The sequence below is a fragment of the Anaerosolibacter carboniphilus genome, assembly GCF_014205875.1.
Lineage (GTDB): Bacteria > Bacillota > Clostridia > Peptostreptococcales > Thermotaleaceae > Anaerosolibacter > Anaerosolibacter carboniphilus.
In genome coordinates, this window is the sequence record NZ_JACHEN010000009.1 from 52983 (window position 1) to 69712 (window position 16730).

Genomic DNA, 16730 nt, shown 5'->3' on the forward strand with positions numbered 1-16730 from the left:
CCTAGTGAATAGATCCATACAGTTGGCCCATATCGATGCGTTTCATAAATTCATCTATTGCACCGCCGTATATAAGATTATTTTTCAAACTAATGACTTTGATCATGGTACCTTTTACTTCGATAATCTCTTTGATATTTCTAGCAGCTGCATGGCAGATCTGTTCCTTAAGATTTTCTCTACACGCATCTGTCTCAACAATAAACCCCTTTTCTCTTAAATCACTTGCCATACGAAAAGCACTTTTTCTGTTTTCAGCTTTATATAGTACAAGAAAATCTGTATAACATGGCTTGCTATTTAGATTATACATTTCTAACACCTCCATCAATTTGTCAACATTTAACCCAAATCCCACTGCTGGTGTTCCTCTCCCATCAGTCTTAATCAATTGATCATATCTTCCTCCGCTTAGTATGGTCTTTCCATAATCCAGAATGTAACCTTTAAAAATAATGCCCGTGTAATAGTGCATAGGATTGATCCTCCCTAGGTCAAGGGTAATATATTTATCATAGGCGTAATCTTTAAGTATGTTATATACTTTTTCTAAGTTCTGAATGGCATTTTCCATTTCATTATTCTGAATAAGATATTTAGCCCTTTTAATTACCTTTTCAGCAGATCCATAAAGACTGGGGATCTCTAATATTGCGTTTGCGATTGAATCTTTTATTTTGTATGCATTCAACAAATTCTCAAGCTCAGCTAAGTTCTTTTGCTCAATTAAATATTGCAATTGACTCTGTTGATTTTTATGGATCTCACATTCTCTTAACAACGCTCTACAGAAGCCCACGTGACCCAAATCAATTTGGAAACCGTCAATTTCATTTTTGAGAAGTATTTCTATTGCTAGAGCAATAGTTTCTCCGTCTGCTTCTTCCCTCTCGTTTCCAAGAAATTCAACGCCTGCTTGAATAAACTCTCGTTTCATTCCATTCTGTTTATCATTCATTCGAAATATGTTGGATATATAACTGTATTTTTGATATCCACTCTTTCCAGCAGCCATGCGGGCGATAGGGATCGTCATATCAGGCCGCAACACTAAAATTCTTCCTTTTTGATCTATCAACTTGAACATCTCATCCCGTGATAAACCACCCAATGCAGTAAATGTATCATAATACTCAAAGGCCGGTGTGGATACCTGATGATATCCAAAACTCTTGAAGGTTTTTTTTATTTTATCTATGATTTTTTCTTTGGCAGCATATTCATCACTATGGACATCCGTTACTCCTTCGGGAATAAAATCAAAAGAATTTTCCATACAACCACCTCTTGCTTTATTAATTTATCGCTTTATCGTATTAAAGCATAGATTAATAATAATTACTTTTTTTATTTTTGTCAATACTATAAATTTAATTATCTTATAAAAAAACCGCTTTTCAATAAAAGCGGCGTGGTCGAAAGGCTTATATAGTTACTTTATCAATGGAAATGCGCTTATCATGATTACATTGATTACAGTGAAATACATGCACACATTGGTCATAGGCTGCATCATCAATACGTTGCGTAATACTCATCGGAAGATATGTACTATAATCATCAAAAAAATCTTGAATAGCACCTGCGTTTTCCATCTGGTTCCCACATGTGGGACATTTAAAGAGGTATGCTACCATAGCATTACATATTGGGCAAATCAGTTCCATCTCTACGCCTCCAATCAAAATTCTCTTCCTTCATATTTTTCGTTGCCCAATAAAAAAAATTCAGTTAAATTTATACAATTTCGTCTACTTTTTCTAAGCATCTTATCCTTTTAGCCAAAATTTCTCTATTACTTTTTTATCAGAAGTTAATTCAGGAAACCATAACTGAAATTCATCTACAAAAGAGCTATTCTGAATATGAAAATCCTTTACATCCTTCCATGCCCTTCTGCTTTCTTCCTCTGACCATTGCCGACCGTGAATACCTGCTAGACTAATATGAAACACAATTTCATTTGAACTAAACTCACGAACTTGAAATCCTTTTTTTTCTAAACCCTCGTGGATTTGCTGATAAATTTCTTTTAACTCCTTGGTTTTAACTATATGAATCGTAATACAATTATAAGGACAAGGGATATAACTAAAGCCACTAGCCATCATTTCAAAAGGTGCTATATTGGCTAATAGATCTCTAATCACTTTTCTAATGCTTTGCAGTTCTTCCTGATCTTTATAGGAGATCGCTTCCAAGGTAAGGTGCAGCTCAGGCAATTCGCCTCTGTGTAGATCATATTTATCCCAAAGAAATTGCTGTATCTTTTGGCTACAATATAATAAACTTCCTTTTGGAACCGCAACCAAGTATACTAAGTTTTCCATGGTATTCCTCCATCGTTTTGTTTGTATGATAAACATATGTATTTTCATTGCTATTCGATTAAAAATCACCTTGTAATTCTATACTATATAATTGATACATTAGAAAGCAGCGATATACTGTTAACTTTTACCCATTTAACATTATTTTAACACTTTCCTAACATGTCCATAATCATATAATATCCTATAAAGATAAAATATAGAAGTGAAATAGTGAGGATGAGGGAGGAATATGGAGTGACAGAAAAATTATTAGCTAAACTAAAAATTATTCATCCTATAGTAAACTTTTTTAAAAGAATGCCAAAACTAAAAATTAGCTATACTAAGCTAAAATTTCTTAAAAAACCATTGTTTCCAAAATGGTCTCAACGATTTGCTTCTAGTATTCATTTGCCAAATTTATTATCCCACAAAAAAAACAGAAAGTATAGCAATAGCACTGTACATCAAAAAATTTCTAATGCCTTTATTCTAATGATGATATTGATTTTACTTGTTTCTGCAACGACGAATATAGCACTGCTATTATCGAATCGCAGTCTAAAAAAAGTAGAAAGTATGGTAAATAATCAAATTCTTCTTTCTTCTCAAATCCAAGCTCAAAGCTTACAATTCAATACGATGTATCAAAGGTATCTTATGCGTAATTTTTCAATATCTGATTTACAAAAGAAGATCGGTGAAATTGATCAAACCGTTCAGCTTTTTAAGAAGTCACTAGAGATTGATGGCAGTAATAATCATTTAGAGATCATACATAATGAGTTAGATAATCTTCAAAGCATTTATACAAGAATCCAGGAATATAATAGTAAGCTAACCACGATTTATCCAATGGATTCAGATCCGACAAAAGATAGTATTGTGTTATTAACTTTGGATCGAATTGAAAAATTAGTTATATCTGCAAATCTCATTCAAGAAACAACAACTGCTCATACAATTCCAATTTTTAAAGAAATTAGTTCTCGTAACAATATATACATGTTTTTTTCTATTATTATTGCTTTAATGGCATTAGGAATTGCCTTAATCTTTGCCATACGTATATATAAAGAAGTCATTTCTTTTAGAAATCATATTAATAATCTAACCCAAGAACTTGTCCACGAAACAGATATAATGACCCGCATTTCTTCTAGCGTTAAAACCGAGGCAGAGCAATCTAGCAAACAAATTCTTGGAATGTCTAATACCCTAGATTTTCTTGTATCTGGGACCGACGAAATCTCTGCTAGTATTCTTGAAATAGATACAGGTATTCATCACGTTACAGACCTTAACAAAGATCTTGGAGATTCGGCAGTCTCAGCTATCAACTTTGTAGCAAAAACTCAGCAGGATATTCAAGTTTTTAGTAATAGACTTAACAATAACATTCACGCCGTACACCAAGTTGTAGATCATTTACATGCCACCATGAAAGATATCACGGATACATCACAAGAAGTTGTGGTTCTTTCAAATAAGATGAATAGCATCAGATCTATTCTGACGTCAATATCCTCCATCTCAAAGCAAACAAACCTCTTAGCATTGAATGCTTCCATTGAAGCAGCCAGGGCAGGAGAGTATGGTAGAGGTTTTACCGTTGTAGCAGAAGAGATTCGCTTTTTAGCTGATCAATCTACGAGAAACACACAAGAAATTGAAAAAATCATTAATGATCTTGTAAGTTTTACAGAAATATCCACCTCAAAACTTGATCATAGCACAAAAACTGCTTCTGCTTCTCTTCATGAAACAAAGAAAATCACCCAGATATTTGATGATGTTAACGAAATTTTTTCAGCCATTGTACATAATATTAACGATATTAAGCGCCTTACAGATCGTGTATCAAATCATTCTTCGGTCACATCAAGAAAATCCGAAGAAATCAGAAATTACTCCCAAAGTATTTCTGCAAAAACACAGCAGTTTTTATCCTCAATACAGCAATTTGCAAATACTCTAGGCGAAATTAGCAATAATACAAAATCTTCCCTTAATCGTAGCCAAGAGCAGTTCCACTTAATAGACACGCAAAAAGAGAATATTGAAAACATATATCAGACAGTAAAACAATTATAAGAAAGTCTTTTCTAAAGATTTGACTTTTATGATACATATGACGGCAATTATGGATTTATCCATATGTTTCAGAGGTTCATAATTGCCTATGTATTTTAAAAGCTAAGGATAACCTTAGCTTTTTTTGCTGCATAATCTATTTAATGTATCTAATATTTCGTCATTGCTCATATGAGAAGCATTCATCGTTAATACATACTTTGAGTCTCCATACTCCCTCATCTGACAAGTACTAATTGTCTCCCAAATTTCATCCACACCTGTGAAAACGATTGCCGAGACATCATGATCTACCTTATAGGATGGAATTACTTCATAACCATGTTTTTCTAGGAGAGCTCTTAATTCCTTTAGGGATTCATCCACAGAAACTTTGATTTTCATTACTTTATCCATTTTTTTATCTGATTTAGATGCCAATCGATCAATTACTTCTATGATTTCCCTTTCTGTAAGCTTAGATGCATTCATTGTCAATATGAACTCATTATTTCCAAAGTCTATCCATTCTAATGACTTTATTTGTTCCCAATCTTCATCCACATTTGACATGATAAACACAGATGTTTCTTTACTTATCTCATGGTTCGTAATAATTTTATGCCCCCTTGCCGCAAGGGCATCAATAATTTGAGTCAAATCTCCTTGCACAGAAATGGTTAGCACTCTTCCCATTTAAAGACCCTCCCTTTCGTTATTTTCTAAATATTTTAAATGTTTTATTAATTATATTTAGACATTTTATTTCTTATCCCTCTATTTATTTTTATATTTTTATAATTTTAAAAAATACTTTTCAAATCACCAACTCTCTATTAGAAACGCTTAGAGTAATATAAAAATTTATCTAGGAATATGTATAAATAGTATGAAAGATAAGAAGAAGGTGATGACTTGAAAAAAAACTCATTTTTATATGGAACCCTGCTATTAATCATCGTTAACTTCATCGTACGTTTTCTAGGCTTTGCATATAAAATCATCATGTCTCGATTGATTGGCCCTGAAGGAATTGGTTTGTTTCATCTAGTTCATCCCATTTTGATGGTATTCATTACATTTACTACTGCCGGAATCCCAGTAGCTGTTTCGAAACTTGTAGCTCACTATCTATCCCTTAATAATAAACGGGGTTGTAACAAAGTATTGGGACTTTCTCTATTTCTTGGTACAATCATCAGCACCTTCATGTCCTTTGCTTTATTCTATTTTGCTAAATATATTAGCATAAGCATTCTTAAAAGTCCTGATTCTTATGGGAATATCATTGCACTTATTCCCGCCATTCCCTTAATTACGATTTCATCAATTTTGAGGGGTTACTATTATGGTCTAAAGGATGTCGGCCCTCCTGGAATGGCTCAGGTCCTTGAGCAGATATTTCGTGTAGCTTTTGTTGTAGGTCTATTATTTATTTTAAAGCCCCAGACTTCGATCCACGCTTCTACAATTGCTATTTTGGGTATATCTTTTGGAGAATTTGTAGGTTTACTTTGGCTCCTACTAAAATTTAAATACATTGAAGCCCTTAAACTCCGAAAAAGTTATCATATTTTGCTGGATGGAAGTCTAAGTATTCTAGGTAAAATCATTTATATCTCTGTACCTATCACCTTGTCAAGAATGATAAGTGTGATCATGCAATCACTAAATGCCGTATTAATACCACAGCGTCTACAAGTCATAGGATACAGTTCGCAAGAAGCATTGTCAGTATTTGGAAAGCTTACGGGCATGGCTATGCCTTTACTTTTTCTTCCTTTTATTGTGACTTCCGCTTTAGTTGTCAATATCATTCCTAATGTTTCTGAAGAAATGGTTCATAAGAATTGGCGAGAAATCGGTATGAAATCAAGTCTGGCAGTTCGAATGACTTTGTTGGTGTCCATCCCATTAACAGCACTTTTTATTTTTTTTGCAAATCCTATCTGCAAATTTATTTACGCCCAAGATGAAGTAGGCAAATACCTTTCGCTATTGGCGTATTCCATGATTTTTCTGAGTCTGCATCATACCATATCCGGTATTCTCCATGGTATGGGAAAACAAGTCATGACGACCATTCACTACTTGATAGGTACTGCTTTACAATTAGCATGTACTTACTATTTGGTTGCAAACCCTAGATTTGGTGTCAACGGCTTCATCATTGGGTTTATTCTAGCTAACTTTTCAATGTTTGCACTTGATTATTCAGGTCTATGCAGGACGATAAAATTGAAACTCAATGTAATCAATGCTTTCTTCAAACCATTGTTTGCTACCATTATCATGATTTTATTTATGGTGAATATCTTTCAGCTACTTACATTAACGCCCATGCATATTACACTACGCCTCATGATTAGTATTATTGGTGGTCTGCTTAGTTATATTGCTACTATATTTTGCACGGGAAGCATCCATTGGAGAACGATTCAGTATCTATTCAAAAAGAAAAATTCCTAGTTTTCTAGTCATCGTAAATTATTGATCACTTTCATCAGCTCAAATAACAGTGAAAAGCAATAACGCTTAATCGCGCTATTGCTTTTCACTTAACACGCTTAATAAAATACCTACTGGTAAAACACCATAATACTTTTCTTCTCTCGTCACAATCACATAATCATATAAATTCTCTTCTCTTCTGGCAACTACTTGTCTGCACGCTTCTTTTAATGACATAGTATACTCAAGAATAAGAGGATTTTTTTCCATGATGGTAGTGACTTCCTGTTTAAAAAATTTATCCTTTCTTAAATTCTGCGCAATTTCTAAAGATAGCTTTGCTTTCATTACAAGTCCTACAGGTACCTTTTGGTCGCAAACCACAAGCCCATGTAAATTATAATTTTCATCTAGCATTCTATAGGCTTCTCCGATGAGGCTGTTCATTTCTATAATTTCATCTTGTCTTGCAATGTCACCTATCTTTATCATATCCAGACCCGTATCCTTATTCTCTATCAAGCAATTTCTATCCATAATAAACTGCCTGATATTTGGATTAATAAAGGTAAAGGCTTCAGTAGGTCTTTCAAGAAAAAAGCCTTGCCCATAATGGACACCTATATCTATTAATGTCTTCAACTCCTCCTTGGTCTCAATGCCTTCTGCTATCAGTTTCATATTTGTAATTTTAGCAAAGGAGTAGAAAGTTTTCATCAGCTCCTGTTTAATCATATCTTTATCAATATCCCTTATTAGCTCCATATCAATTTTAATATACTGTGGATGAGTCTCGGCTAAAAGTCTTAATCCTGAATATCCTGCACCCGTATCATCTATCGCAATTTTATATCCCTGACTAATATAATTATCGATCGTCCTTCGAAAGCTTTTATAATCACTTACAGCTGTTTTCTCAGTAATTTCAAATATAATGCTTGTAGGGTTGATTCCAAATTTTGATATATACTCCTTTGTAGAGCCCTTCTTAAATTTCCGATCTTTAATCATCTCAGGGTTTACATTTATAAAAAGTAATTTGCCTGGTGGTAACTCTCTGGCATTTTCCAAAGCCTTTGTTCTACATAGAAGTTCAACTTCCCAGAGACGATTACATTTATCTGCTACATCAAAGAGATTGGCAGGAGATTCGAGATGAGAGTTACGTGGACCTCTGCTTAATGCTTCATAGCCGAGAACTTCTCCATCTGCCAGACTAATAATAGGTTGATATACAGTTCGAATCGACTTATGCTTTAATGTATGTATTAACTCATCATATATAGACATCTTTTTCATTATTAGACTCATAAAACCATCCTCTTCATTAATTGTTTTCATTCTGAGTATACATAATTTTCGACAGCTTTTGCTATGAGTGTTATGTTAAATCATGGTAAATATTTTTATATAAAAATTAACTTTTCTATAACAATCTTAATTGTAATTTTTGTTACACTTACATTAGCTTTATAGGGTCTCGGAGTTGCTGTCTAGCCTATAAGTGAGTATAGTTCCCATCCTTTGGTCATTTATTGACCTCTTTTTTTACCCTAAAATAGGAGCTCCAAAAAAATAATAGACTGATTTAAAACTAGTAACTAGTTTTAAATCAGTCTATTATTTCTCCCAGAATGCCGTTCACCTCTAAATTCATACCCTAGCCTCAACTAGGTGGGTGTCTTACCCTTTACTTCTGAAGTCCACTCCAAGGAGGCATTTCATCGATAAAGGAACCCAGACTCCCGAATAAAATCTGTAGGTTGAATTTACAGGGCTTCACGTACATCCCAGGTTTTAATCTATATTTATTATACATGATTCTTGTGAAAATGAAAAGTCTATAAATCTAGCATTTCCCCCATTTATTACTGATTATACTAAGATTTAATGGTCTCATCGTCAAATCCTTGCATTTTTATATTTTTTCAATATTCTAAACAATCATTCATGGAGTTATTTTTTAGAACTTGGTTTAAAAACCCCACCTCTAGCTACATTGCATTTGCCAAGTTTTCATCAATGATTTGATCCAGATCATCTTCATTGATGGTCTCTCTCTCCAATAGGGTTTGAGCAATCTTTTCTAATAGATGAATGTTCTTGCTTAAAATGCTTTTCGTTTCTTCATATAATTGATCCATTGTCTTTTTACACTCATCCAACATCACACGATCAACTCCCCCATTGCTGTAATTATATACTACATCATAGTTGAGCAATCCTGTTGATTGATTCATACCAAAACGCTTCATCATTGCAATAATTGTGGAAGTTGCTTTTTCAATATCATTGCTAGCACCAGTTGTAATGTTATCTTCTCCTAAAATAATCTCTTCAGCCGCTCTTCCACCTAAAGATATCCTAATTTGATTTAACATCTCTCTTTTACTTCTGCACATTTTGTCTGGAGCGATATTCATACTAAACCCCCCAGCTCCCTTTGTACTTGGAATGATCGTTACTTTTGTCACTCGATTTTCAGGAGCTACCATCTTTGTTATCAAAGCGTGGCCTGCCTCGTGATAGGCAATTAGTTCCCTATCCTCTTGGGAAATCGCACTACGATCCTTCTTCTCTTCTCCAGCAATCACTGTATAATATGCCCTATCTATATGCTCATGCTTGATTTGGTCTGCATTCTGCTTTGCAGCCAATATGGCAGCTTCATTTAATAAAGACTCAAGCTCTGCGCCGCTGAAATATACGGTTTCATGGGCAAGTCTTCCCAAGTCAATTCCAGGTGACAAAGGTTTTTTACTACTATGCAGTTTTAAAATTTGATGACGTGCATTAACATCAGGAAGACCTACTTCGATTTGTCTATCAAATCTTCCCGGTCTTAATAATGCTTCGTCTAATGTATCCAGCCTATTTGTCGCAGCCATGACAATGATACCCTCGTTCTCATGGAATCCTGACATCTCTGTTAATAGCGCATTTAATGTTCTATCATTTTCATCATTGCCGTTCATACCATCTCTTTTTTTACCAAGGGCATCTATTTCATCAATAAAAATTACACATTTTTGATGTTCTCTTGCTTTTTTAAAGAGGCTTCGGATTCTTCCGGCCCCAAGCCCTGCATAAATCTGTACAAAATCAGAACCTGATACTGCATAAAAAGGTACTCCCGCTTCACCAGCTAACGCCTTTGCCAATAAGGTTTTACCGGTTCCCGGAGGTCCATAAAGAATTACACCTCGTGGAATTCTAGCACCATATTTTACGTATTTTTCAGGGTTCTGGAGGAAATCCACTAGATCCATTATGCTTTCCTTCGCTTCCTCATTTCCCGCTACACTGGCAAATGTTACTTTAATATCGCCCTGTGGAGCTGCTTCAATACTAGACATCTTATTGAATTCCATAGAAGTCTGTCGAGAGGACTGTTTAGACATAAATATGGCCATCCCTGCAAAAACCGCAACAAGTCCTATGAGACCAACTATATTGGTGACAATAGAATTAGCACTATTCTCTTCGACCTTCACATTATGCATCAACAAAGTTTCTTTAAAACCTTCAGTCCTTGGATTATCAGTAATAAATTCTTGTCCACCTTTTAGTCTTCCTTCAAGCTTCGGATCATCTACATAGTAAACGGTTTCTACTTTTCCCTCTCTCACTTGAGCCATAAACGCTTTGTAATGAAGCACTACTGGCTCGTCTTTTCCCATAAATTGAAAATAAGCTATACCAACCAGTAAGCTTAAAGAAAGAATTATCATAACAGTTATCAATGTTTTTTTATTCATACGAATTTTCATCTCTATACCCCCTTTTCCTGTTATGTACATTTGGGCATAGTTTACATAATGTCTATTGTATCATACTTTTTCCAAAAAGAAAAGCCATCTAAGAGTACCCTTAAATGGCATTAATGTTAAATATTATCTCCTTCAAATTCCATGACTTCTGAATAGATGAATGTATCTATAACCACTTCTTCAACATTTTTGTTGTTCTTTTTAAGTAATCTAAAGATGAAATCCACAATGTCAGCTGCTAGATATTTATAATCCTGATAGACATTTAAAATTACATGAATGATAGGTTGATTAATGTGCTCTAACATTTGCTGACGTATATTTTCGTCAGGCATCTCTTCACATAAATATCCTCTCCATAAAGGCTGTTCCATCATCATTTTCCTATTGTTCTCTGGTGAGATATAGTGAATATGCGCCTCACAAATACCTTCTTGTGCTTTCGTATTGCTAAATATCCATGACTGTGAAGTATCTGTAATAAAATGGGCATTAATATGGATAGGTAACCCCTTCAAAACAGTTATATTTTGCTTTGAAACATTTAGAAATTGTATCAAAATTTCCACTTCCTTTCTTTATCGCTCTTGAAAACTTCTCACATTTTTTATGATGAGATCCACGGTCCCATCACCATTTCTCTTAATATCAAACTTCATGCGATCTTCATAATCCTCATATTCTGCTCTTATTTCGATCCCTGTATCTGTTTTCATCACACGCTTTTTCATTTTCTTTTCTACCCAGTTTTTATCAATTTCAAAGTTGTCTGTAGGTATCCCCTCTTTATGAAAATGCTGTACAAAATTTTGCTGCATGTCCATATCATTGCCAAAAACATTCTGGGTAAACTTCTCAATATCAATTTCAGCAGAATTTTTTAATGCAGTGATCATTTCTTCTCTAACTTCTTGTGCTTTTTCAAAGTCTTCTTTTAAATTTTTTCTAGTCCATTTTTCTGTTAGGCTTTTAAAATTTTTGGTTTTGTCTCGATTATCAATTAAGACATCACAGCAAAGGAAATTATTTGCGAAGAAATGGGCAATTTCAGCATCTTCATCTTTCCCATAGCTTTGTTTGTCCAACAAAATTAGATCGAACTCATCCGCATCATCAAAAGGCTTAATAAAGGCACATTTTTGTAGTTTTTGACCAAGTCCTGGCAGTCCAATGGCTTGGGGTAAAATAGATATCCTTAATTGATCATCAATGAACTCAACATTATGTATAAAAGATTTTTTATAATCCAGCTTTAGAATACCAATATAGTTTTCTTCTTGAGCAGAATATAGACATACAACCAAATCAGCTGAAGAGATTTGATTGTTATTTTTCATCGCTTTAAACATATGTTGTGCAATCTTTTGAGAGGCTTCTACAAATTTACTTTCATCCTGGAATATGGTTTGACAAGCATTCTTGACTACTGTCATTCCGTCCTTAAACTTAGCCTTTTTATTTTCTTCATCCGTCAAAGATTTTATAATATGTTTTTCCAAAAACTCATGGATATCCTCGTCGATCTCTTGTTCAAAATCTGTCAAGATAGGCGTATCAGCATTTCGATCTAAAACATGGATAATCGCCTTCTTTACGATGACAGCATCGATATTCCTCATCTTTTTGCTCCCTTCTATTCTTCTTATACTGCAAAAACAGATAATAAAATTATACTACAAGTACACACAGGTTAAAAGAATGATATCCTAAAATTGATTCTTACTGACGTAAATAATTTATTTCAAATTGATAAAGAATAAAGTTACTATACAGAAGGAGATGATTTTTTGAATATCACAAAGAGGTTAACTACTTTTTTTGTATACTTCATCCATAGTATCATTGGAATTATTTTTGCAAGGAAGCATCATGTTCCTATGCTCTTGGGCGGAATCATAGGTTTCTTTTTTATCCCTCTTATTTTTAATCTACTTCCTTTAATTTCTCATCGGAGCAAACAAGCCATAAATGATTAGTGCTCAATAATGCGATGTATAACCAACCTTTCATGTAAACACAAAAAGGAAGCAATTTTTAGCTTCCTAATCTTGTTATTTAAGATGATATGTCCCACTTCGTAAGCATTTATTCCCTTAGCTTATTGACCAATCACCGCTATTCAGTTAAATAAACTTCAGTTGATAAATTTTCTTTCCCTCAACTCTCATTTCGCTTACGACTTGATACAATAGTCCAAAACAACTAAAGATATCACCTTGTTCAGCGACTGTTGGCAAAGAAATCTCTTCTGCTGGCACAAGTTCTCCATAAGCGAAACAATAGTAGGTTCTCATCATTTCTATTCCTCCCTGTATACCATCTATGTTATTGACAATTCGATACAGGAGGTAGCATTCCTTTTTCACGATGTAAAAATCGTATTTCAATATTCTCCAAATTTCTCACGACATATTCTAATGTCGAAATTTTGCACATCCATACCGATTAGTACTGATTGTATTTTAAAAATTTGTCCCATAAAAAAATACATAACCCCACGAACGCTATTAACTCAACTATTCTAAAACCTATAATGCTATTGATTCTTTTATTTATGTCGTTTTTTTCGGGTTTTGTGTATAGATAATCAAGTTCTTCTCTCGTTAATTGCTCCATTAAACCATCCCCCAACAACCTATTTTTCAACATAATTATACACAAAATTACATTTATTTTAAATACGTTGTCGCAAAATTAGTACTTTGTTCCTATACTAGTTTTTTCAATGGTAGAGCAAAAGTCATACTATATAATCATTCAATCTTTTATCATTGATTGGCCTCTATCTTTTACTGAGTTCTTTAAAAAAATCTTTTTTGAATTCCCTAAGAATGCTTATGGAATCATAGATGTCTTTAATCATATCTTTATCATAAACTACATGGATCCGATCTCTCAAAAACTGAATTTCTTGATTAATAAATTCGATCCCCCGAATGTATGTAGATAAATGATGGTTTGTATCAATCATCGAGAACACCTCCATATAATTTCTTATGAAAGTATTCTACATATGTCATCGGGAATCCTTCGATTTTTTCTGTTACATTTCTTACATTTTCATTAAGGTTACAAGACAGCACTATTACTTACAAAGTTTTTCTCTTAATTTTGCCAGCATATCTACAGTCATTGAAGACAAATCATACTTAGGATTCCAACCCCATTCTTCCCTCGCAACACTATCATCTAAGGAATTCGGCCATGAATCTGCTATCTCTTGTCTTATCGGATCCACATGATAATCCATAGAAAATTCAGGCAAGTGCTTTTTAATCTCAGCAAAGATCTTTTCTGGTGTAAAGCTCATGGCTGTTATATTAAATGCATTCCGATGTACAAGTTTATTTGGATCTGCTTCCATTAACTGAACAATTGCATCCAATGCATCGGGCATATACATCATATCCATGGCAGTCCCTTCTTTTAAATAGCATGTAAACTTCCCTTTTTGGATTGCATCATAGTAGATGTGCACTGCATAATCAGTGGTCCCTCCTCCTGGTAAAGTTTCATAAGAAATCAAGCCTGGATAACGTACACCCCTAGTATCTACGCCAAATTTCTTAAAATAGTAATCACATAATAGCTCTCCACTCACCTTCGTAACGCCATACATTGTGGTCGGACGCTGCAGGGTGTCTTGAGGGGTTTTATCAGGTGGTGTTGATGGCCCAAAGGCCGCAATAGAGCTGGGTGTAAATACAGCACACTTTGTTTCTCTTGCAACTTCCAACACATTAAATAACCCATCGACATTTACCTTCCATGCTAATGCAGGATTGCCTTCTCCCACAGCTGATAGCAAAGCTGCTAAGTGGATAATGCTATCGATATCATACTTTTTTACAGTTTCTGCAATGTCTTCTACTTTTAGCACATCCACAATTTCAAATGGGCCTTCTTCTACAATTCTACTCTCTTCATTTCTAGTTTTACTGCTCGCAACTACATTGTTTACTCCATAAATATTTCTAAGATGTGAAGTTAACTCTGAACCTATTTGTCCAAGAGCTCCTGTAATTAAAATTTTTTTCATGATTTCACTCCTTAAAATTTATTTTAAAAAATCTAATACGATCTAACGTTTGTGTTCGTGAAACATATAATATTATGAACAAATATCTCATTATTCATTCGTTAAATGGTACCTTCATAGACAGTAGCTCTTTCTTAAAATAATTACTTCTATGATTTTTGGGTATTTATAACGCATATGTTTTTTCAATATTTCTGAAACTAGCAAGAAGGAGGTTGTTCTATATGTTCAGTACTATAGATATTATCATTCGTCTTAGTCTTTCATGCTTATTAGGTGGATTGATTGGCATTGAAAGAGAAAGTCTCAATCGTCCAGCGGGTTTTCGTACCCATATCTTGGTATGTATTGGCTCAACGCTAATTATGTTAGTCAATTTATATCTTTTTCAAAGTTATAAAACCTATGCGAACATTGATCCAGCGAGACTTGGTGCTCAGGTTATCAGTGGTATTGGCTTTCTGGGAGCTGGTACCATCATCCGAGAAGGTTCTTCAGTTAAAGGGCTGACCACTGCTGCAGGGTTATGGGCTGTGGCTGGCATAGGTATTGCCATAGGCAGTGGCTTCTATATGGGTGCTATTGCAACCACCGTCATTGTATTGGTCACTCTCATCATTTTTTCTAAATTTGAAAGAAACTTCATTCCACGTTTTGACCATACAGCCGCGATTCAAGTGATATCCATTGATAAGCCAGGTCAAATTGGGAAAATAGGTACTACCCTAGGTGATTTGAATGTTGCAATTAAAAATATAAGTATGGCGCCAATAGATGATGTCTTTATATCTATCCAGCTCCAACTTTCAATACCCAAGAAAACCTCTAAATCTGCCATTATCGAAAATTTATTAAGCCTTGATGGTGTCACAAATGTAGAAACATCAAAGGGAATATTATAACATTTACTTTTTCAATTTGTGCTCATACACAGCTGGATTAATACAATGATCCGGTATCTCTCCCTGCAGCGCTTGAATTATATTCTGTACAGCCATAATTCCCATCTTTAGCCTGCTTTCAACGGTAGCAGATCCGATATGTGGCACGATAACTACATTGTCTAACTGAGTCAACCCTGGTGTTAATTCAGGTTCATTTTCAAATACATCTAAGCCTGCTCCCCAAATTTTCTTTTCTTTTAAAGCCTGGACCAGTGCTTTTTCATTAATCACTGGTCCTCTTGATGTATTGATCAGAATCGCAGTGTTCTTCATCATATCAAATTCCCTATCTCCGATATAATACTTGGTAGCGGGAGATAATGGCACGTGAATCGAAATAAAGTCTGATGCCTTCAATAGAGTTTCTTTATCTGTAAATGTTGCCCCAGTTTCTGCCTCAAAACTATGGTTGGGCTTTGTCCCTGTATAAAGAATCTTCATGTCAAATGCCTTTGCTTTTCTTCCAAAATTACTTCCAATACGACCTGCTCCAATAATGCCTAAAGTTTTACCTGTGATATCTCGTCCTAATAATAACGTTGGACTCCATGCAGTGAATCTTCCATCTCTTATATATTGATCACCTTCAGGAATTCTTCTCGCTACTGCAAATAATAGTGCCCATGCCAAATCAGCAGTAGCATCATCAAGTACACCAGGTGTATTGGTAATAGCAATTCCTCTTCTCGAAGCACCCTCTACATCAATGTTATTGTATCCAACTGCATAATTGGAAAATATCTTACATTGTTTACCAGCGGCCTCAAAAACTTCCTCATCAATTGTATTTGTTAATAAGCATAATACACCATCCTTATTACGGACACTTTCTAATAGTTCTTTCCGTGTCATCTCACGATCATGGGGATTTATTTCTACATCACAGTACTGCTCCAATAGTTGTATAGCCTCTTCTGGTATTTTCCGTGTTACTAACACCTTAGGTTTAGACAATCTTTTCTCCCCTCTCCCTTAATAGGAAAATTTTGTTTATATTTTTATTATATCAAATTAGTAGATCCTTTATCGATAGCTTTTCTAGTTTTATAAATCACATTTTACTCAAAGGCTGATCTTCTCAGGATATATGGAAATAGGATCATCAAGGATAGATCCTTATGCTCCTAAAATAGAAATATTC

General features: G+C 34.4%; 15 protein-coding genes and 1 other RNA gene. 3 read left to right on the forward strand and 13 right to left on the reverse strand.

Features of this window, described 5'->3' with window-relative positions:
* Position 1: 1 nt before the first annotated feature.
* From hisZ to HNQ80_RS08595, 3 genes are all read right to left on the reverse strand, one after another.
* Positions 2–1276 (reverse strand): ATP phosphoribosyltransferase regulatory subunit, encoded by a 1275-nt coding sequence (hisZ, locus tag HNQ80_RS08585; RefSeq protein ID WP_184310180.1) that lies wholly within the window; start codon positions 1274–1276, stop codon positions 2–4.
* A 148-nt stretch (positions 1277–1424) separates the two neighbouring features.
* On the reverse strand, positions 1425–1667 hold the full coding sequence (locus HNQ80_RS08590; protein ID WP_184310182.1) for a hypothetical protein: 243 nt from the start codon (positions 1665–1667) through the stop codon (positions 1425–1427).
* Between the two features lie 102 nt (positions 1668–1769).
* Positions 1770–2330, reverse strand: a complete 561-nt coding sequence (locus HNQ80_RS08595) for a 2'-5' RNA ligase family protein (protein WP_184310184.1) — start codon at positions 2328–2330, stop codon at positions 1770–1772.
* Positions 2331–2567: 237 nt separating this feature from the next.
* On the opposite strand from HNQ80_RS08595, the gene HNQ80_RS26435 reads away from it, so the two are divergent.
* Complete coding sequence (locus HNQ80_RS26435; protein WP_184310186.1) at positions 2568–4406, forward strand: methyl-accepting chemotaxis protein; 1839 nt, start codon at positions 2568–2570, stop codon at positions 4404–4406.
* A gap of 114 nt (positions 4407–4520) precedes the next feature.
* Here HNQ80_RS26435 and HNQ80_RS08605 read toward each other — a convergent pair whose 3' ends face one another.
* Positions 4521–5081: a YkuS family protein gene (locus HNQ80_RS08605; protein WP_184310188.1), complete on the reverse strand. Its 561-nt coding sequence runs from the start codon at positions 5079–5081 to the stop codon at positions 4521–4523.
* A gap of 219 nt (positions 5082–5300) precedes the next feature.
* On the opposite strand from HNQ80_RS08605, the gene spoVB reads away from it, so the two are divergent.
* Positions 5301–6854: a stage V sporulation protein B gene (gene spoVB, locus HNQ80_RS08610; protein ID WP_184310190.1), complete on the forward strand. Its 1554-nt coding sequence runs from the start codon at positions 5301–5303 to the stop codon at positions 6852–6854.
* 75 nt (positions 6855–6929) lie between these two features.
* Here spoVB and HNQ80_RS08615 read toward each other — a convergent pair whose 3' ends face one another.
* The 8 genes from HNQ80_RS08615 to HNQ80_RS08650 all read right to left on the reverse strand — a co-directional run bounded on the left by HNQ80_RS08615 (position 6930) and on the right by HNQ80_RS08650 (position 14645).
* The gene (locus HNQ80_RS08615) at positions 6930–8147 is read right to left on the reverse strand and encodes an EAL domain-containing protein (RefSeq protein WP_184310192.1); all 1218 of its coding nucleotides are present in this window, start codon (positions 8145–8147) and stop codon (positions 6930–6932) included.
* Positions 8148–8458: 311 nt separating this feature from the next.
* A non-coding RNA gene (gene ssrS, locus HNQ80_RS08620) (6S RNA) lies at positions 8459–8636 on the reverse strand.
* Between the two features lie 194 nt (positions 8637–8830).
* The gene (locus HNQ80_RS08625) at positions 8831–10606 is read right to left on the reverse strand and encodes an ATP-dependent metallopeptidase FtsH/Yme1/Tma family protein (protein ID WP_243183074.1); all 1776 of its coding nucleotides are present in this window, start codon (positions 10604–10606) and stop codon (positions 8831–8833) included.
* A 116-nt stretch (positions 10607–10722) separates the two neighbouring features.
* On the reverse strand, positions 10723–11166 hold the full coding sequence (locus HNQ80_RS08630) for a hypothetical protein (protein WP_184310194.1): 444 nt from the start codon (positions 11164–11166) through the stop codon (positions 10723–10725).
* 18 nt (positions 11167–11184) lie between these two features.
* Complete coding sequence (locus HNQ80_RS08635) at positions 11185–12225, reverse strand: nucleoid-associated protein (RefSeq protein ID WP_184310196.1); 1041 nt, start codon at positions 12223–12225, stop codon at positions 11185–11187.
* 504 nt (positions 12226–12729) lie between these two features.
* A complete protein-coding gene (locus HNQ80_RS08640) occupies positions 12730–12903 on the reverse strand; it encodes a hypothetical protein (protein ID WP_184310198.1) in 174 nt (57 codons plus the stop codon).
* Between the two features lie 485 nt (positions 12904–13388).
* On the reverse strand, positions 13389–13577 hold the full coding sequence (locus HNQ80_RS08645; protein WP_184310200.1) for a hypothetical protein: 189 nt from the start codon (positions 13575–13577) through the stop codon (positions 13389–13391).
* A 114-nt stretch (positions 13578–13691) separates the two neighbouring features.
* Positions 13692–14645: an L-threonine 3-dehydrogenase gene (locus HNQ80_RS08650; protein WP_184310202.1), complete on the reverse strand. Its 954-nt coding sequence runs from the start codon at positions 14643–14645 to the stop codon at positions 13692–13694.
* Positions 14646–14869: 224 nt separating this feature from the next.
* On the opposite strand from HNQ80_RS08650, the gene HNQ80_RS08655 reads away from it, so the two are divergent.
* Positions 14870–15547: an MgtC/SapB family protein gene (locus HNQ80_RS08655; RefSeq protein ID WP_184310204.1), complete on the forward strand. Its 678-nt coding sequence runs from the start codon at positions 14870–14872 to the stop codon at positions 15545–15547.
* Positions 15548–15550: 3 nt separating this feature from the next.
* Here the strand turns inward: HNQ80_RS08655 and HNQ80_RS08660 are convergent, their stop codons facing one another.
* Positions 15551–16543, reverse strand: coding sequence for a 2-hydroxyacid dehydrogenase (locus HNQ80_RS08660; protein WP_184310206.1), 993 nt, complete (start codon positions 16541–16543; stop codon positions 15551–15553).
* Positions 16544–16730 lie beyond the last annotated feature (187 nt).